15 protein-coding genes, 1 tRNA gene and 1 pseudogene are annotated in these 16,486 nt (G+C 58.0%); 7 read left to right on the forward strand and 10 right to left on the reverse strand.

Annotated features, from left to right (window positions below):
• The first annotated feature begins 4 nt into the window (after positions 1–4).
• Positions 5–1,489 (forward strand): glycerol kinase GlpK, encoded by a 1,485-nt coding sequence (glpK, locus tag Q0932_RS14230; RefSeq protein WP_299354367.1) that lies wholly within the window; start codon positions 5–7, stop codon positions 1,487–1,489.
• Here glpK and Q0932_RS14235 read toward each other — a convergent pair.
• Complete coding sequence (locus Q0932_RS14235; RefSeq protein WP_299354369.1) at positions 1,486–2,604, reverse strand: DUF4147 domain-containing protein; 1,119 nt, start codon at positions 2,602–2,604, stop codon at positions 1,486–1,488. The two genes, glpK and Q0932_RS14235, sit on opposite strands and share 4 nt — an antisense overlap.
• Positions 2,605–2,716: 112 nt before the next feature.
• Between Q0932_RS14235 and Q0932_RS14240 the strand changes: the two genes are divergently transcribed.
• The gene (locus Q0932_RS14240; protein ID WP_299354371.1) at positions 2,717–3,235 is read left to right on the forward strand and encodes an alkylphosphonate utilization protein; all 519 of its coding nucleotides are present in this window, start codon (positions 2,717–2,719) and stop codon (positions 3,233–3,235) included.
• 6 nt (positions 3,236–3,241) lie between these two features.
• Here the strand turns inward: Q0932_RS14240 and dtd are convergent, their stop codons facing one another.
• From dtd to metF, 4 genes are all read right to left on the reverse strand, one after another.
• Positions 3,242–3,679 carry a D-aminoacyl-tRNA deacylase gene (gene dtd / locus Q0932_RS14245; RefSeq protein WP_299354372.1) on the reverse strand — a complete coding sequence of 146 codons (438 nt, stop codon included), beginning with the start codon at positions 3,677–3,679 and terminating at the stop codon, positions 3,242–3,244.
• Positions 3,667–4,584 carry a carbohydrate kinase gene (locus Q0932_RS14250; RefSeq protein WP_299354374.1) on the reverse strand — a complete coding sequence of 306 codons (918 nt, stop codon included), beginning with the start codon at positions 4,582–4,584 and terminating at the stop codon, positions 3,667–3,669. The genes dtd and Q0932_RS14250 overlap by 13 nt, the downstream gene beginning before the upstream one ends.
• Before the next feature lie 87 nt (positions 4,585–4,671).
• Positions 4,672–5,169 (reverse strand): PaaI family thioesterase, encoded by a 498-nt coding sequence (locus Q0932_RS14255; protein ID WP_299354376.1) that lies wholly within the window; start codon positions 5,167–5,169, stop codon positions 4,672–4,674.
• A 67-nt stretch (positions 5,170–5,236) separates the two neighbouring features.
• Positions 5,237–6,103: a methylenetetrahydrofolate reductase [NAD(P)H] gene (gene metF, locus Q0932_RS14260; RefSeq protein ID WP_299354379.1), complete on the reverse strand. Its 867-nt coding sequence runs from the start codon at positions 6,101–6,103 to the stop codon at positions 5,237–5,239.
• A gap of 100 nt (positions 6,104–6,203) precedes the next feature.
• Between metF and Q0932_RS14265 the strand changes: the two genes are divergently transcribed.
• Positions 6,204–7,109, forward strand: a complete 906-nt coding sequence (locus tag Q0932_RS14265) for a LysR family transcriptional regulator (RefSeq protein WP_299354718.1) — start codon at positions 6,204–6,206, stop codon at positions 7,107–7,109.
• A 104-nt stretch (positions 7,110–7,213) separates the two neighbouring features.
• The gene (locus tag Q0932_RS14270; protein WP_299354382.1) at positions 7,214–8,005 is read left to right on the forward strand and encodes an inositol monophosphatase family protein; all 792 of its coding nucleotides are present in this window, start codon (positions 7,214–7,216) and stop codon (positions 8,003–8,005) included.
• Here Q0932_RS14270 and Q0932_RS14275 read toward each other — a convergent pair.
• The 5 genes and pseudogenes from Q0932_RS14275 to putA form a co-directional block, all read right to left on the reverse strand.
• Positions 8,002–9,483: a bifunctional 3-(3-hydroxy-phenyl)propionate/3-hydroxycinnamic acid hydroxylase gene (locus Q0932_RS14275; protein WP_299354385.1), complete on the reverse strand. Its 1,482-nt coding sequence runs from the start codon at positions 9,481–9,483 to the stop codon at positions 8,002–8,004. The genes Q0932_RS14270 and Q0932_RS14275 overlap by 4 nt on opposite strands.
• Before the next feature lie 21 nt (positions 9,484–9,504).
• Positions 9,505–10,479: a VOC family protein gene (locus tag Q0932_RS14280; RefSeq protein WP_299354388.1), complete on the reverse strand. Its 975-nt coding sequence runs from the start codon at positions 10,477–10,479 to the stop codon at positions 9,505–9,507.
• A 66-nt stretch (positions 10,480–10,545) separates the two neighbouring features.
• A pseudogene (locus Q0932_RS14285) lies at positions 10,546–10,911 on the reverse strand (GFA family protein).
• A complete protein-coding gene (locus tag Q0932_RS14290) occupies positions 10,908–11,654 on the reverse strand; it encodes a rhomboid family intramembrane serine protease (protein ID WP_299354391.1) in 747 nt (248 codons plus the stop codon). The pseudogene Q0932_RS14285 and the gene Q0932_RS14290 overlap by 4 nt, the downstream one beginning before the upstream one ends.
• Positions 11,655–11,684: 30 nt before the next feature.
• Positions 11,685–15,095: a bifunctional proline dehydrogenase/L-glutamate gamma-semialdehyde dehydrogenase PutA gene (gene putA / locus Q0932_RS14295; RefSeq protein WP_299354394.1), complete on the reverse strand. Its 3,411-nt coding sequence runs from the start codon at positions 15,093–15,095 to the stop codon at positions 11,685–11,687.
• A 107-nt stretch (positions 15,096–15,202) separates the two neighbouring features.
• Between putA and Q0932_RS14300 the strand changes: the two genes are divergently transcribed.
• The 3 genes from Q0932_RS14300 (at position 15,203) to Q0932_RS14310 (ending at position 16,423) form a co-directional block, all read left to right on the forward strand.
• Positions 15,203–15,679: an Lrp/AsnC ligand binding domain-containing protein gene (locus tag Q0932_RS14300; protein ID WP_299354397.1), complete on the forward strand. Its 477-nt coding sequence runs from the start codon at positions 15,203–15,205 to the stop codon at positions 15,677–15,679.
• A gap of 31 nt (positions 15,680–15,710) precedes the next feature.
• A complete protein-coding gene (locus tag Q0932_RS14305) occupies positions 15,711–16,274 on the forward strand; it encodes a tetratricopeptide repeat protein (RefSeq protein WP_299354400.1) in 564 nt (187 codons plus the stop codon).
• Between the two features lie 63 nt (positions 16,275–16,337).
• Positions 16,338–16,423, forward strand: a tRNA-Leu gene (locus Q0932_RS14310).
• Positions 16,424–16,486 lie beyond the last annotated feature (63 nt).

Below are 16,486 nucleotides of genomic sequence, written 5' to 3' on the forward strand. Positions count from 1 at the left end.
AGAGATGACCTATATTCTTGCCATAGATCAGGGGACAACGTCGTCGCGCGCCATTCTGTTTGACGGGGATATGTCTCCTATTGCCACTTCGCAGCAGGAATTCACACAACATTTTCCGACGTCTGGCTGGGTTGAGCATGACCCGACGGACATTTGGGAGAGTGTTGTAGCGACCTGTCGCGAGGCGCTGCAAACTGCCGGTATTTCTGTCAACGATATCGCCGGGATTGGCATCACCAACCAACGTGAAACCACGCTTGTCTGGAACCGTCAAACGGGCGAGCCGGTTTACAATGCCATTGTTTGGCAAGATCGTCGTACAGCAGATTTCTGTCGTGATCTCAAGGAGGAAGACCTCGAAGCTGAAGTCACGACACGCACGGGATTATTGCTCGATCCGTATTTCTCAGGTACGAAACTACGCTGGATTTTGGATAACGTCGACGGTGCGCGCGCGGCGGCTGATGCGGGTGACCTCCTGTTCGGAACGGTCGATTCCTATCTGATCTGGAAGCTGACGGGCGGCGCTGTGCATGCAACGGATGCGACCAATGCGGCACGGACAATGCTGTATGACATCCATGCCGGGGAATGGAGCACCGAGATGTGCGACATGCTGGGTATCCCGCGTTCCATGCTGCCAAAAGTCTGTGATTGTGCTGCGGATTTCGGCCATACGATACCGGACGTCTTGGGGGCCTCTGTGCCCATTCTAGGAGTTGCTGGCGATCAGCAGGCAGCGACGATCGGGCAGGCGTGTTTCCAGCCGGGCATGATGAAATCAACTTATGGCACGGGGTGTTTTGCATTGTTGAACACTGGCGATCAGGCCGTCGCTTCTGAGAACAGGTTGCTGACGACAATTGCTTATCAGCTGGACGGAAAACCTACCTATGCCCTTGAAGGCGCAATCTTCATTGCCGGGGCGGTGGTGCAGTGGTTGCGTGATGGATTGCGGATTATTGATGATGCCGCCGAGACGCAGAGCCTTGCCGAAACTGCGGATGCCGAGCAGGACCTGATCCTAGTTCCGGCCTTTACCGGACTTGGCGCACCTTACTGGGCGCCAGATTGTCGAGGCGCTGTCTATGGCCTCACCCGTAACTCGGGTCCTGCAGAATTTGCCCGAGCTGCGCTGGAAAGCGTTGGCTTTCAGACGCGCGATCTTATCGAGGCGATGCAGGCTGATTGGGGCTCTGCCGGGGACACGGTTCTGCGGGTTGATGGTGGTATGACTGCGAGCGATTGGACCATGCAATTCCTTGCTGACATCATCGGCGCGCCGGTTGATCGCCCGAAAGTCCTGGAGAGTACAGCATTGGGAGTAGCATGGTTGGCTGGAATGCGCGCAGGCGTCTATCCGGATATGGACGGATTTTCAAAAAGTTGGGCGTTGGATTGCAAGTTTGACTCGAAGATGTCCCGCCAAGTGGCCGATACGCGCTATGCTGCATGGAAACGCGCGGTTAAAGCGACGCTGTCGGTCTAGTCTTTGAGCGCAACAATTAGATCCATGACATTTGTACCTGTGGGTCCTGACTTGAACAAAGCCGATCTTGATTCAAGAAAATGTCCGGAATCTGCAAGCCGTAATGCTCTTTTTCCATCCTCGGACCAGGTTGCCCCGGTGATTATGCCACCCGCCGCGTCTGTCGGGCCGTCGGTTCCATCTGTTCCCGCGACCAATACGGTAAGGCCATAAACACCCGAGATTTGCTCGGCCAAGGCCAGTGCAAGGGCCTGATTTCGTCCGCCTTGGCCCGGATCCGGGGGCAAGATGATGGTAGGCTCACCGCCCCAGAGGTGGATGCCCGGCGGTGCCGATCTGAGTGCTGGACCAATTTCCTGAGCCAGTACAAAGACGTCTGCATATAAGCTCTCGTGGTTTGCCATCACGGGGTAGCCCAATGCGACGGCGCGTTCGGCTGCGGCGGACCGTGCAATGCTGTTTGAGGCGACAATATGCGGGTCAAAAGAAAACCGGTGAAATTCGGGCGCCTGACCGATGCCAGATCCGATGACCGACAGACTGTCGCCCTCGACATCTGAAATGGCCAGCGATGTCACCAACTCGCCCGCAAAATGCGCCAAAAGCTTGCCACCCTTGATCTGTGACATCTCTTTGCGCCGTGCATTCATGGCGTGAATGTCCAAACCTTCGGCCAAGAGCCGTGCGTTTTCACCTTGGAGAGTTTGCAGCGAAAACCCTGCTTCAGGTAGCTCTGCCAGCGAAGATGCACCGCCAGAAATAAGTACCAGAAGATGTGAGTTTTCAGAGAGTTGCTGGACAGTCTTCAACAACTCAAACCCAGCAATCAAAGTATTCTCGTCCGGTACAGGATGGGCCGCTTCAATGGTGCGAACCGGGCCCGGTAGAGGGTCAGCATGGCCATATTTTGTTACGACAAGTGTTGGGATATCAGTGCCATAGACGGCCTGAGCACCTGCCGCCATCGCCGAGGCGGCTTTGCCCACAGAAATGATATGATCCGGGCGGGCAACTTGATTCCTGCGGATTGAGGTTTCAACGGCGGCTGCACCACGCACGGCGCGCACGCCTTGCCACCAAATGTCTTTGACTGCGTCTTGTGCCTGACTGTCCACGATTTTCCCTCCGTTGGATGGTCACTGTGGCGCATGAGGGAGTGAAAATCCAGTGACTGGACCAACTCACACGAACCCGCCATAAGCTGCAAGAAAACCAAAGGAACACCTTATGTCTCAACCTTGTTCTCTGTGTCAGGCCGACGCCGCGTCTGACTACACAGTTGCCCCGCGCGCTGACGAGATCGCGCTCTGTCCGGCGTGCCTGGAGGGGGTTGAGGTTGGGCCCAGCGACGATCCGCATTGGCATTGTCTGCATGATGCCATTTGGTCGACGACGCCTGCTGTACAAGTGGTTGCCTGGCGATTGCTGCACCAGTTGCCCGCGGCTCCTTGGGCGCGCGACCTGCTGGACATCGCCTATCTCGAAGACGATGTACGCGGTTGGGCTGAGGCGGGTTTGCCTGACGACAGCGGGATTGAACATCGCGATAGCAACGGCTCGCTCTTGGCGCAGGGCGATACCGTGGTTTTGATCAAGGATCTACCGGTTAAGGGTGCGGGTTTCACGGCCAAACGCGGCACCTCTGTTCGCGGAATTTCATTGGTGGCGGACAACGCAGAGCATATTGAGGGCCGCGTTGAGGGCCAGCGGATCGTGATTTTAACAAAGTTTGTTAAGAAATCCTGACACGCATCAGATATCAAACCAGATCGTGACCGGACCGTCGTTCAAGAGCCGCACTTTCATATCGGCACCGAACTGACCACGGGCTACAGATACGCCCTCGGCCTGCATGCGATCGGCGAAGTACTCATACAACTCTTCACCCTCATGCGGAGGAGCGGCGTTTGAAAACCCCGGGCGATTTCCGCTTTGGGTGTCGGCGGCAAGCGTGAACTGGGAAACAACCAGAGCCGCGCCCTGAACGTCCAGAACCGAACGGTTCATCTTGCCGTTTTCATCCTGAAATATCCGGCACTTGGCGATCTTGGCGGCGAGTTTGTCGGCGTGAGCTTTTGTGTCGCCTTGTATGGCGCAAACCAGCACGAGGAGACCGGGGCCAATCTCACCGACAACAGTGTCGTCAACTGTCACGGAGGCTTCGCTGACGCGTTGGATCAGGGCGCGCATTCCAATTCCTTTCGTGTAGGGGCGTCCGCGCCGGGCCGTGTCACGGAAAACGTTGCAGCGCGCAGTCCCAGGGCCGCGGCACGTGTCAGGCCGGCTGCGCTTGAGGTGGCCAAACGGGCAGGGGACAGCAGGTTTTGTTCGCTCAGCGAGGCCAGCAGTCCTGCATTGAACGTGTCGCCAGCTCCGACAGTGTCGGCAACAACGACAGGTGTTGTCGGGATGTGCTGCGCGCCATGACGTGAATGCAGTGTGACACCATCTGGCCCGTGACTGTGTACCACCAATGCGGCGCGTCCCTGCAGCAGCTGCTCTGGCGGATCGGGGTGTAGCCAGTCGCAGTCTTCATCCGAAAGTTTGATGATGTCCGCCTGCGCCATCATCCGCATCAGCCGTGCGTGGTAATCTGCGGCCTGGTCGCCGATCAGGGCAGGGCGGATATTGGCGTCAAACAGGATCAGCCGGTTGGGCCCCATCGCTTGCATCAACGCCTCAAACGCGCCAGCTGCCGGTTTGTGGATCAGGCTTATGCCGCCAAAGACTGCTGCCTCGACACCGTCCAGAGTTGGGAGGTTCAAAGGCGAGACTGAGCGTCCTGCACTGTCGAGATCATAAAAGGAAAACCCTTGGGTGTCCTCGCCGGGGTGAATAAAAGCCAGCGTTGTTGGCGCGTTAACGGGCGTGTTGCGGGACGCGTCAACGCCTTCGTGGCGCATCGCGTCTAGCAAAATCTTCGCGAAATCATCTGTTCCGATGCCCCCGAAGTACCCCGAAGATGCCCCCAGCCGGGCCAGTGCAATCGCCGTGTTCACCGCCGCACCGCCGGGCACGGGACGAAAAGCCCGGGCGCCGTCTGTCGCGTTTGTCGGCAGCATATCAATCACGGCTTCACCGCAGCAGAGGATCATGGCTTTTGACCTTTGGGTTTGGCGCAATGCCCGCAATAGGCGCACTCAATCTGCGACACAAGCCCTGCAATGGCAACCGAGAGAGGATTACTCCGGTCTTGGCCCGTCCATGATGATACAAGTGGCAGACCCGGTGGCATAAAGCTTGCCGTCTTCGACGCCCTTAATCTCGCCATCTGCAATACCGGTTGAGCGACCAACATGATGCACCGTGCCAATGGCGTGTACTGTGGTGCCAAGTGGGATCGGACGAATGATGTTCACCTTGAATTCCAAGGTTGTGTAGATCTGGCCCTGCCGCAGTTTGGTTTGCACGGCGCAGGACATACAGCTGTCCAGAATGGTGCCGTACCAGCCACCGTGGACTGTCCCGATGGGATTGAGAACCTTGAACTCAGGTTTGCCTTCGAAAACGACTTTGCCGTCTTCGGCCAGAACCGGCCAAAAGCCCATAGTTTCGCCAATAGGCGGCCCTGATACGTCTCCGTCCACGATGTCCTGCATCAATTGCAGGCCGGACCGCGAGACGACGTCTTGCAGAGTGGGGAGTTCGCTAAGCTCTTTGGCGAAATAGGGTTTCGACATTTGGGACTCCTGTTCCGTTTGGATCAGAAGGGCGCAAAAATATCAGACCTGCAAGCGTGGTTCGGCGTTACGCTACGTTCTCTAGCGTGATGCGTGGCACGACCCCCAGAGCGTGACAGACATCGCGAGTGAGCTCGGGGCGGTTGAGCGTATAGAAATGCAGCGAGTCCACGCCTTCTTCCATCAGGTCTGAACACAACTCGGTGCACAGGGCGGTTGCCAACAGGTCGCTACGGTCGTCACGTTCGGCCTTGGTGAATGCATCTTCAAGCCATTGCGGAATGTCGGTGCCACAGCGACGGGCAAAGTTGCGTGTGCCTTTCCAGTTCTCGATCGGCAAGATACCGGGGATGATCGGAGCCTCGATCCCGGCCTTGGCGCAGGCATCGCGGAACCGCAGGAAAGTGTCCGCTTCAAAGAAGAACTGGGTGATGGCCTCGCTAGCGCCCGCATCGATCTTGCGTTTCAGCCAATCAATGTCGGCCTGTGCACTGGCCGCTTCGGGGTGGGTGTCAGGATAAGCGCCGACGCGAATGTTGAAATCACCGGTTTGGGCCAGGGCCTCGATCAGCTCGACCGAATTGGCAAATCCTTCTGGATGCGGCTCAAAGTTGGCGCTGCCTTTGGGGGGATCGCCACGCAGGGCCACAATGTCGCTGACACCTGCCGCCGCAAAGTCCTGGGCGATTTGCAAGGTGGCGTCGCGGGTCGCATTCACGCAGGTTAGATGCGCAGCCACGTTCAGACCGCTGGATTTGTGCAAGGTTGCGACCGCATCGCGCGTCAACTCACGCGTAGTGCCACCTGCGCCATAGGTCACGGACACAAAACGAGGGTCAAGCGGCGCAAGGGTCTGGACCGTGTCCCAAAGCCGGAAAGACGCCTCAAGGTTCTGTGGCGGGAAGAATTCGAAAGAAATCGCAGGTTTTGTCATAATCTCGGGTCCAAACTTGAGGTTGAACTCAACATACGGATATGAAACATGTAAGCAAATTCATAATCCTAAAGAACATCATGAGTCCGACACCATGAAGATGCATATCGAATTTCGTCATTTGCGCACGGTGCGTGCCATCCACGAGGCGGGTGGTCTGGCCCGTGCCGCGGAACAGCTGAACATCACCCAATCGGCCTTGTCGCATCAGGTAAAAGGCTTGGAAGAGCAGGCGGGGCTTGAGTTGTTCGTGCGCCGTTCAAAACCGATGAAGCTTTCGGCGGCTGGCCTGCGATTGTTGCGTTTGGCCAACAAGATCCTGCCCGAAGTGGAAGCGCTGGAACAAGAGTTCAATGGGTTGCGCGATGGCCTTTCCGGGCGATTGCATATCGCGATTGAGTGCCACGCATGTTTTGAGTGGCTGTTCCCTGTGCTGGAAAAGTTCCGCAAGCTTTGGCCAGATGTCGATGTGGACATCCGCCCCGGTCTGGCCTTTGACGCGATGCCCGCGCTGCAAAAGGAAGAGGTCGATCTGGTTGTGTCCTCTGATCCCGAAAACCTTCCCGGCATCGCGTTTTCACATCTCTTTGATTACGCACCTGTATTCGTGTCGTCATCTGGACATCCTCTCGCACAAAAAGAATGGATAGAGGCCGAAGATTTTCGCACAGAGACCCTTATCACCTATCCGGTCGACCGTGCGCGGCTGGACATCTTCTCGCAGCTCTTAACCCCAGCCAAGGTTGAACCTGCCGCGGTGCGCCAAGCAGAGTTGACGGCCGTTATCTTGCTTTTGGTGGCATCGAACCGGGGCATCTCGGTTCTGCCGGATTGGGTGGTGCGCGAAGTTAAGTACTCATCAGACTATGTGACCCGTCCGTTGACCCGGAACGGCCTCACCCGCCAGCTGTTTGCAGCCACGCGTGATGATGATCTCGAAAAGCCCTATATGCAGGATCTGATCCGTATGGCAGGCGAAGAAGCACGGCGCCTGCAAGAGCTTTGAACGCAGTGCATGGCCGCTAGGCGTCAGGCACGTGTGATAAGGCTTGGCAAGGCGCGCGTGGGCGCGTATACGCGCGGCCTGAACATCAAACACGGAGCCGTGCCATGCCGGGCAGCGCAAATATCAACATCATGATGAAGGCCGCCCGCAAAGCTGGGCGCTCGCTGGTCAAAGACTTTCGCGAGGTCGAAAACCTTCAGGTTTCGATGAAGGGTGCGGGCGACTTTGTGAGCCGTGCCGATTTGCGTGCCGAGGAAATCCTGAAAGAAGAGCTTCTTGGGGCGCGTCCGACCTATGGTTGGCTGGCCGAGGAAAGCGATGAGATTCCCGGCAAAGACCCGACCCGTCGCTGGATTGTAGATCCGCTGGATGGCACCACGAACTTTTTGCACGGACTGCCGCACTGGGCGATCTCAATCGGGCTTGAGCACAAGGGCGAAATGGTTGCCGGTATCGTGTTTGACCCCGCCAAGGACGAAATGTTCTATGCCGAAAAAGGCGAGGGCGCGTGGCTGAATGACAGCAACCGTCTGCGGGTTTCGGGCCGCAACCGGATGATAGAATCGATCTTTGCCACCGGGCTGCCGTTTGGCGGTCGTGCGGATCTGCCCGAAACGCTAAAGGATCTGGCGCGCTTGTTGCCCGCCACCGCGGGTGTGCGCCGCTGGGGCGCAGCCTCGTTGGACCTCGCCTATGTGGCGGCGGGCCGTTACGAGGGCTTTTGGGAGCGCAATCTAAAGCCTTGGGACATGGGCGCCGGGCTTGTTCTGGTGAAAGAGGCGGGCGGTTTTGTTCAGCCTCTGAACCCAAAAGGCAATATTCTGGAAGATGGTGAAGTGATCTGCGCGAACGAGCCGATCTTTGACCAGTTCTCCAAGGTTATTCGCAACAGCTAAGCTTTGCCGTTCAACGGCGAGGGAAATGGGATCGCGGCCAGGGTTGCGATGTCTTTTTCTGTGCACGCGGTCGCGGCAATGTACCTGTCGGGACGCAGCAAAACGGCGTTGGTCTCGAGGTCATCCAATGCCGCAATGATTTCGGGATGACCGACGCCTGTGACATATGGCAGGCTTTGGTCAAAGCCTTGCGGCGGCGCGTCACGAAGGATCAAAATCGGAGCGTACCCCGACACGTCATCCATTGGAGAGCCCGAACTGAGGCGCGGCTGGCAGAACAGCTGCCCTTTGTGCGGTGTCTCAGTCGCGGCCCATCCTGTCAGATCATGCGGGCCCAAAGGGGGGGCGATGGTCTGCATCCGGGCTTTGCCGGCGTTACCGGGTTGTGCCATTTCCAAGGCTGAGTCTGCATCCAACGCGTTTATCAATCCGCCAAGGCGCATGGCCGTTTCGATAAAGGCCCGCGCATTGGGCGCGCGTTCGGCCTGATAGCTGTCCAACAAGTCAGGCGTTGCCAAGCCTTTGACGCAAAGCGCTAATTTCCATGCGAGATTGGCGGCATCCCGAATGCCTGCGCACATGCCCTGCCCCATGAAAGGCGGTGTCAGATGCGCTGCATCCCCCGCAATCAGAATGCGCCCTTTGCGCCAGCTCTGAGCTACCATCGAGCGGAACGTATAGACCGCGCTACGCTCTAGCCCTGCATCTTCCGGCGTCAGCCAGCGCGCGAGATACCCCCAGATACGATCGGGATCGGTCACCTCGGCATCGCTTTCGTCTGGATGCACAGTGATCTCCCAGCGCCGACGATTGCGTGGCGCACGGCAATAGGTCATCGGGCGCTCTGGATCGCAATATTGAACCGAATGATCGCCCAAATCTGGCCGATCGCGTTTGAGCAGCATGTCGATGACCAGCCACCGCTCTTCAAAGCCCAGATCATCCATGGCAGAGCCGATTGCACCGCGGATGGTTGATCGTGCCCCGTCACATCCCACCACGTAAGAGGCCTGTACGCTGACAGCGTCACCAGTCTCACGGTCTCGACATGCCAAAAGCACATGGTCACCGTGATCTATCGCCTCTACAACTTCGGTTTGGGTGAGAACTGTAACGCCCGGACGGGTCGCAAGCTTTTGGCGCAACAGGGTTTCAAGATCGGGTTGGTGCAGACGGTAGCTGGTAAACCACCCTTGGGGTCCAATGCCTTGCGGGCGAGGCCAATCCAAAAGCATGTCACCCTCTGGGCTGACGAAGCGCATGCCGGGGTTTTGCAACACCCGTTTGCTAAGATCATCAGCAATGCCCGCTGCCTGAAACACCCGCATGCATTCCCCATCAAAGTGCACCGCGCGGGGCAGGTGATACATGGCAGCCTCGCGTTCGATCACCGTGACAGTGATACCGCATTCCGCCAACAGGTTAGCAAGTGTCGCGCCGGTTGGTCCAAAGCCGACAATTGCAACATCCGTTTTCAATCGGTTTGTCATCGCACCGGATCAGCCATTTTGCCTCAGGGTTTCATAGAGCCACGGGCATTCGACGATGGGTGGGGCCCGCAGCCCCTCTTGCGAAGCCTTGAGGCGCATATCGACAAACGCTTTGCGATCGGCTTCGGGCAGATAAAGGCGGTCATGGCCCCAAAAGCTAGGCCCGCAGGTGGTTTCATGCGGTTGCCATGTCTCGGGGTCGATGACGCGGCCTCCCCAGCCGTTTTCGACGAAAAAGCCTGAGGGGCTGTTGGCGTAGAAACTGGTCATGTAGTCGTTGGTGTGACGACCCAGTGTATAGGCGATACCGTTTTCGCCCTGACAGGCCAGATCATAGCCCTGGCCCATATCGTCAAGATTTTGATATTCCACCATAAAGTGATGAAATCCGCGATTTCCAGACCCGACGATGGCAAAGCTGTGGTGACGTCCATTGACGTGAAAGAAATAGAGTGGAATGGGCTTGAGCCCATAGTCGCTGACTGCAAAGCCCAAGACATCACGGTAAAACGGCAAAAGCGCCGTGGCGTCGGGCACGTGCAATACGGCATGGCCCATGCCGAGTGGACCAGTTTTGAAACCATCGATGGGGCGACCGGGCACAAACGGCGTGTCGGATTTCTTGGGGTTCCAGACAAGTTCAATCCGGTTGCCCGCAGGATCATGAAATACGATTAAGTCTTCGACAAAGCGTCGATTTGCAAGTTCCGGATCGCCGGGCGTGACCTGGTGGCCTGCGTTCTCTAGCCGGGCAGCATAAGCATCGAGATCGGATTTCTCCGTCACTTCCCAGCCAATGAACGCCAGGGTCTCACCCGGCTCATCCGACACCACAAGCCGCTGCGCGAGATCATCCATGCGGAACGACAGTTGCCGCCCGCCTTGGTCGTCCAGTTGCATGGCCAGAATTTTGCTGGCGAAGTAACGCCAGTCATCGATCCGGTCCGAGCGCACTCCCAGATAGCTCAGGGATTCTATCGGCATCGTCTAACCCTCCTTTAAGCCGATCCTAGGGGATGTGGGGCGACAGGCAAGAGATTGATGACTGTGTCAGGTCTGGTCTGAGGGGTGGTTGATGCCGTCCGTCCATCCGATGGGTTCATAGTCAAACGGATTGATGCCCTCGATCGCGCCGAGATTTACGCCCTATTCATTGGTGTTAGCGCGGCGCTGATGGTGGGTGTAGATGCCACAGGTTTTGCAAAAGTAGTGCTTCGCGGTGTCCGTGTTCCACTGGTAGAGCGACAGGTGATCCTCTCCCCTGATGACTTTCAGCCGGTTCAGTGGCACGCCCAACATCGGTGCCCCGCGACGGCGGCAGAATGAGCAATCGCATCGCCGTGCCGTAGACAGGTCTTCAACCGGATCAATCTCAAGTGCAACTGCACCACAATGGCAGGAAACTGTGTACGTCATTTGCGCCTCGTCACGCTGGGGATGGTGCTGGGGGACAGCTTGTATTTTGCTTCCGGGTGGGGTGGTGCACCGTGGGTGCGTTGCCAAAAGGCCGGGCCGCCGCGCCTGATCCAAATCGGCAGCGTGAAAATCAGCCCTGCGATGAACCCGCCGGCATGGGCCCAATAGGCGACCCCGCCACCGCTGGTATCCACAAGCACCCCGCTAAAGAGTTGCAGCGCAAACCATAGGCCCAGCATGATCCAGGCAGGCAGCGGGAAGATCTTGAAGAATATGATGAAGATAAAGATCACATCGACGCGCGCCTTGGGAAACAGCAACAGATAGCCGCCCATCACCCCGGCGATCGCGCCCGAGGCCCCGACGGTTGGCACGGCCGAATAGGGATCAGAGACGACCTGAGCCAAGCCTGCGGCCAGCCCACAAAGCGTGTAGAACAAGGCAAAGCCAACGTGCCCCATCAGGTCTTCCAGGTTGTCGCCAAAGATCCACAAGAACAGCATGTTACCCGCCAGATGCATCCAGCCGCCATGCAGAAACATCGAGGTGAACAGCCCCAATGGTGCGTTGCCGTTTGAGATCTCACGCGGGATCAGCGCCCAGTCGCGAAAGACCGCACCTAAGCGATAAGGCTCGTCCAGCATCGGCGCATACATCAGAAAGATGCCGATATTGAGCGCCATCAACGCATAGACAACATAAGCCGTGCGCCCCGAAGGGTTATGATCGCGGATCGGAAACATGCGCCCAATGTGGCGGAATTGGCTGGGGCGTCAAGCCGCCCCGCCCAACAAGGCTGCATTCCCGCCCGCGGCTGTCGTGTCGACACAGACGTGGCGTTCACCCACGGCCCGTGCACGGTCTGGTATCCCCGTGATCAACGGCAAGATCGGGCCGCGGCGTTTGGCGAGGGCTTGCTCGCAGGCCTGAGCCAGACCCGACTCCCCCCACCACAGTGCGCCAGAGAACCCGGTAAGCGTTTCGAGGTCTTTCGGGTCAATCTGTCCGGTAGCCTGAACCGCAACACCGCCATGCGCAGTGATGACCTCAGCCTGTTTCGCCGCCGTGTCAGCGCCGGGTCCAAGGCACAGGACAGGAGGTCGAGCAAAGGTGGTCAGTCGATTGGATTCGCCGGTTGGCCCGGGCAACGACGTGGTGCGTGGAGCTGGCGCCTCGCTTTCGGCATTTATCAATGATTGTGCCTCGGACGCACTCATCGCGGTTTTCCAGGATCCTGAGTCTTGTTGTTCGGGGCGTGCAAACCGCGCCAGATAGTGCGGACCGCCTGCTTTAGGTCCGGTACCGGAAAGACCTTCTCCGCCAAAGGGTTGTGATCCAACAATGGCGCCGATCTGGTTGCGGTTCACATAGATATTGCCTGCGTGGATGCGGTCAGAGACATGCTGAACCCGGTCATCAATCCGCGTCTGCAGACCAAATGTCAGCCCGTAGCCCGTGGCATTGATGGCGTCGATCACATCGTCCAGCTCATCCGACTGAAAGGTCGCAACATGCAGGACGGGGCCAAAAATTTCTCGCTCAAGATCGGCGATCCCACCGACCCGGATCAGTGTGGGGGCAATGAATGTCCCGGTTTGCGGCACGTCCATCTGATACATGATGCGCCCTTCGGATTCGGCTTGTGCAATATGCGCGGCAATCCCGGCCTGCGCCTCGGCGTCGATCACAGGTCCACTGTCTGTATGCAGGTGCCACGGGTTGCCCACGTGCAGCTCTTTCATGGCGCCGGTCAGCATTTCAATCAGGCTGTCGGCGATATCTTCCTGCACATAGAGACAGCGCAGAGCCGAACAGCGTTGGCCTGCCGATTGAAAGGCGCTTTCAATGATCGCGGTCACGGCTTGCTCGGGCAGGGCGGTGGAATCCACGATCATTGCGTTCAGCCCACCGGTTTCGGCAATCAGTGGTGCGCCCGGGGCCAGATGCTCGGCCATAGCGCTGCGGATTTTCATCGCAGTTTCGGTTGATCCGGTGAAAGCCACGCCATTGACGCGCTTATCTGAGGTCAGCATTGCGCCCACATCCCCCGCGCCGGGCAAGAGTTGCAGTGCCGAGCGTGGAACCCCGGCTTTGTGGAGCAATTTCACCGCCTCGTGCGCAATCAGAGGTGTTTGCTCGGCGGGTTTGGCCAGCACGGCATTGCCTGCAGCCAATGCCGCAGAGATTTGCCCGGTAAAGATCGCCAATGGGAAGTTCCACGGGCTGATACAGGTGACATTGCCTGCCGGGGCGGCCTTGGGGGCGTTGGCGCCATAGTAGCGCAAGAAATCAACGGCTTCGCGCAGTTCTGCCACCGCATCCAACTGGGTTTTTCCAGCTTCGCGGGCCAGCAACGCAAAGAGCATGCCAAAGTTTTCTTCGTAAAGGTCTGCGGCCCGGTTGAGGATGGCGCCACGCTCTTTGCGCGAGGCATCCCACGGGTGCGCCGAAGCCAGTGCAGTCTTTACGTCCTTGGTTGTGGCTGTGGCCACGCTGCCGGGCTGATCCGCAGGCAAGGCCGGGTTTTGCACAGGCGTCGGGGCATTGGGTTGAGCCTCGCCCACCAACAACGGAGCCGCGGCCCAAATCGCAGTCTGATACCGCGCGCGGGCAGCCTCGATATGTGCCAATGTCGGGATATCACGCAGATCGAAGCCTTTTGAGTTCACACGCTCGGGGGCAAACAGCTCTGGACCCGTCGGCAAGGCGGTATGAGGTGCTTCAAACGTGTCAAACGGATCGGCGGCAACCTCTTCGGCGGGTACGTCTTCGTCGACGATTTGGTTCACGAATGAGGAATTGGCGCCGTTTTCCAGCAAGCGACGGACCAGATAGGCCAAGAGATCACGGTGCGCGCCGACCGGCGCATAGATGCGGCAGCGGGTGTTCTGAGCGTTCAAAACGATGCCATGCAGCGCTTCACCCATGCCATGCAAGCGTTGGAATTCATATACCGCCGGGTCGTCGGCCATATCCAGAATGGCGGCAACGGTATGGGCGTTGTGTGTGGCAAACTGCGGATAAATCCGGTCGGTCATGGCCAAGAGCTTGCGGGCATTGGCGATGTAGGAAATGTCCGTTGCAGGCTTACTGGTAAAGACAGGAAAGCCATCGACTCCCAAAACCTGCGCGTTCTTGATCTCGGTGTCCCAATAAGCGCCTTTGACCAAACGCACCATCAGCTTGCGGTCGTGCTTTTCAGCCAATTCGTAAAGGTAATCCAGCGTGGCACCAGCACGTTTGCCATAGGCCTGAACCACGACGCCGAACCCGTCCCATCCCGCAAGAGCAGGTTCCGCCAGCACGGTTTCGATCACATCCATCGACAAGGACAACCGGTCCGCTTCTTCGGCATCGATGTTCAACCCCATGCCCGCCGACTTCGCCAACAGCGCCAGCGACCGTAGGCGTGGCACCAATTCCTCCATGACCCGTGCGCGCTGGTCCACTTCGTAGCGTGGGTGCAGGGCGGAAAGCTTGACTGAGATCCCGGGGTTGTCGCGGATATCGTCATGGGTGCAGGCCGCCGCAATCGCTGTGATCGCGCGAGAATATGCCAGATGATAGCGCATGGCGTCGGCATCGGTTTTGGCCGCTTCGCCCAGCATGTCATAGGAATAGGTGTAGCCCTTGGCCTCCATATTTGCGGCACGCTCCATCGCGCCCACAATGGTTTCCCCCAGCACGAACTGGCGCCCCATTTCCTTCATCGCGCGACCAACGGCCGTGCGGATCACGGGCTCGCCCAATCGCTTTACGGCTCCACGCAGGGTTCCGATCAAGCCGGGCTCGCGGTCCTCCAGGACCTTGCCGGTCAGCATCAAAGCCCATGTGGAAGCATTCACCAAGGACGAAGTTGATGCACCAAGGTGTCTGCCCCAGTCAGAGGGGGCAATCTTATCCTCGATCAAGGCGTCGATGGTTTCGGCGTCCGGCACACGCAAAAGCGCCTCGGCCAGACACATCAAGGCAATGCCTTCGTCGGTCGATAGGCCGTATTCAGCAAGGAACACTTCCATCATGCCGGGATCGGTGGTGTCACGGATTGCACGCACCAGATCGGCCGCCTGAGCGCAAATGCGGGCGCGGTCCTCGGGGGAGAGGTTGGCTTGGTCAATCAACGCCGCAACCAGCGCGGCTTCGTCGGTATAGGTGGTGGTGTCGATCAGGGGGCGAGCGTTCATAGGCGTGACTCCAGAGGTTTCAGGCAGTATATCAGGTGAAAACAAGTCGAAATTCCTGAAGTTGTGGGATTTTGAGGGCAATGCGGTCAAAAAGCACGAGGAAAGCAATGCAAAGTGGTCAAGTGGAGTTGGATCGCATAGATCATGCGATTCTGGACGTTCTGGTCTCGGAAGGGCGCATTTCCGTGACGGACCTTTCAAAACGCGTTGGCCTGTCCAAGAGCCCCACTCAGGCCCGTTTACGTCGGCTCGAGGCCGAAGGTGTTATTGCAGGCTACCAGGCGCTGATTGATCCGATCCGTCTGGGGCTGGATCATGTCGCCTTTGTCGAGGTGAAACTGACAGACACACGAGAAACCGCGCTTCGGGCCTTTAATCAGGCCGTGGCGCAAATCGGTGAAATCGAACAGGCCCATATGATTGCGTCGAATTTCGACTATCTGCTCAAGGTGCGTACGCGCAACATGGCGGCTTATCGATCTGTTTTAGCTGAGAAAATTTCAACCCTTCCCTACGTTGGAAACACCTCGACCTATGTGGCCATGCAGGCTGTCAAGGAGACCGCTCTCGGGGATGTGACTTGATTGATTTCTGATCCGTGCGACCATCTCGAACATGAAACGCGCAACATTCCTCTTTTGTTCATTCCTCCTGTCCGGCGCGGCGGTGGCCTCTGAATGCCCCACCGCGCCAGACCATTCCGTCAAGCTCGACGCGCTGATCGGACAGATTCAGGTTGCCCCCGACGAAACCGAAGCCCGCGTTCTTTCAAACGAGTTGTGGCAATACTGGGCGGACGCGCCCGATGAGGCCGCGCAGGAAGTCCTCGACCGCGGTATGCGCAAACGCGCGGCGTGGGACTTGTTGGGCGCGCTTGAGGATTTTGACACTTTGGTCGCCTATTGCCCAGAATACGCCGAAGGCTATAACCAACGCGCGTTTGCCAATTTCCTGCGGCAGGATTTCGAAGCTGCTTTGCCGGACCTTGAGCGGGCCATTGAATTGTCACCGCGCCATATCGGAGCACTTTCGGGACGGGCCATGACACTGATCGGATTGGGTCGCGAAGCCGAAGCCCAGGATGCTCTTGTTGCGGCGCTGGAATTGAACCCTTGGCTGCCGGAACGTGGGCTTTTGAAACCGGTGCCGGAAAAACAGGTTCCAGGCGAGGATCTCTGAGCAATTCACGGCTTTACACCCGGCAGGCAGCGGCTATTGTCCGACGCGTCGCGAGACCCGCATGCCCGCGTGGTGGAATGGTAGACACAAGAGACTTAAAATCTCTGGGCCGGAAGGCCGTGCCGGTTCGAGTCCGGCCGCGGGTACCAAGTTTTACAGCCATCCTTAGCCGTCGAATCCAGCAAAAACTCTGCGAGATCGATGGGCGTGAA

The organism is uncultured Shimia sp. (assembly GCF_947498095.1).
In the GTDB taxonomy this organism is placed as follows: Bacteria; Pseudomonadota; Alphaproteobacteria; order Rhodobacterales; family Rhodobacteraceae; genus Shimia.

Bases quoted from the DNA above. Each gene is read 5' to 3' on its own strand.
- glpK (WP_299354367.1), top strand. From the start codon at position 5: ATGACCTATATTCTTGCCATAGATCAGGGGACAACGTCGTCGCGCGCC.
- Q0932_RS14240 (WP_299354371.1), top strand. From the start codon at position 2,717: ATGTCTCAACCTTGTTCTCTGTGTCAGGCCGACGCCGCGTCTGACTAC.
- dtd (WP_299354372.1), bottom strand. From the start codon at position 3,679: ATGCGCGCCCTGATCCAACGCGTCAGCGAAGCCTCCGTGACAGTTGAC.
- Q0932_RS14250 (WP_299354374.1), bottom strand. From the start codon at position 4,584: ATGATCCTCTGCTGCGGTGAAGCCGTGATTGATATGCTGCCGACAAAC.
- Q0932_RS14255 (WP_299354376.1), bottom strand. From the start codon at position 5,169: ATGTCGAAACCCTATTTCGCCAAAGAGCTTAGCGAACTCCCCACTCTG.
- metF (WP_299354379.1), bottom strand. From the start codon at position 6,103: ATGACAAAACCTGCGATTTCTTTCGAATTCTTCCCGCCACAGAACCTT.
- Q0932_RS14265 (WP_299354718.1), top strand. From the start codon at position 6,204: ATGCATATCGAATTTCGTCATTTGCGCACGGTGCGTGCCATCCACGAG.
- Q0932_RS14270 (WP_299354382.1), top strand. From the start codon at position 7,214: ATGCCGGGCAGCGCAAATATCAACATCATGATGAAGGCCGCCCGCAAA.
- Q0932_RS14280 (WP_299354388.1), bottom strand. From the start codon at position 10,479: ATGCCGATAGAATCCCTGAGCTATCTGGGAGTGCGCTCGGACCGGATC.
- Q0932_RS14290 (WP_299354391.1), bottom strand. From the start codon at position 11,654: ATGTTTCCGATCCGCGATCATAACCCTTCGGGGCGCACGGCTTATGTT.
- putA (WP_299354394.1), bottom strand. From the start codon at position 15,095: ATGAACGCTCGCCCCCTGATCGACACCACCACCTATACCGACGAAGCC.
- Q0932_RS14300 (WP_299354397.1), top strand. From the start codon at position 15,203: ATGCAAAGTGGTCAAGTGGAGTTGGATCGCATAGATCATGCGATTCTG.
- Q0932_RS14305 (WP_299354400.1), top strand. From the start codon at position 15,711: ATGAAACGCGCAACATTCCTCTTTTGTTCATTCCTCCTGTCCGGCGCG.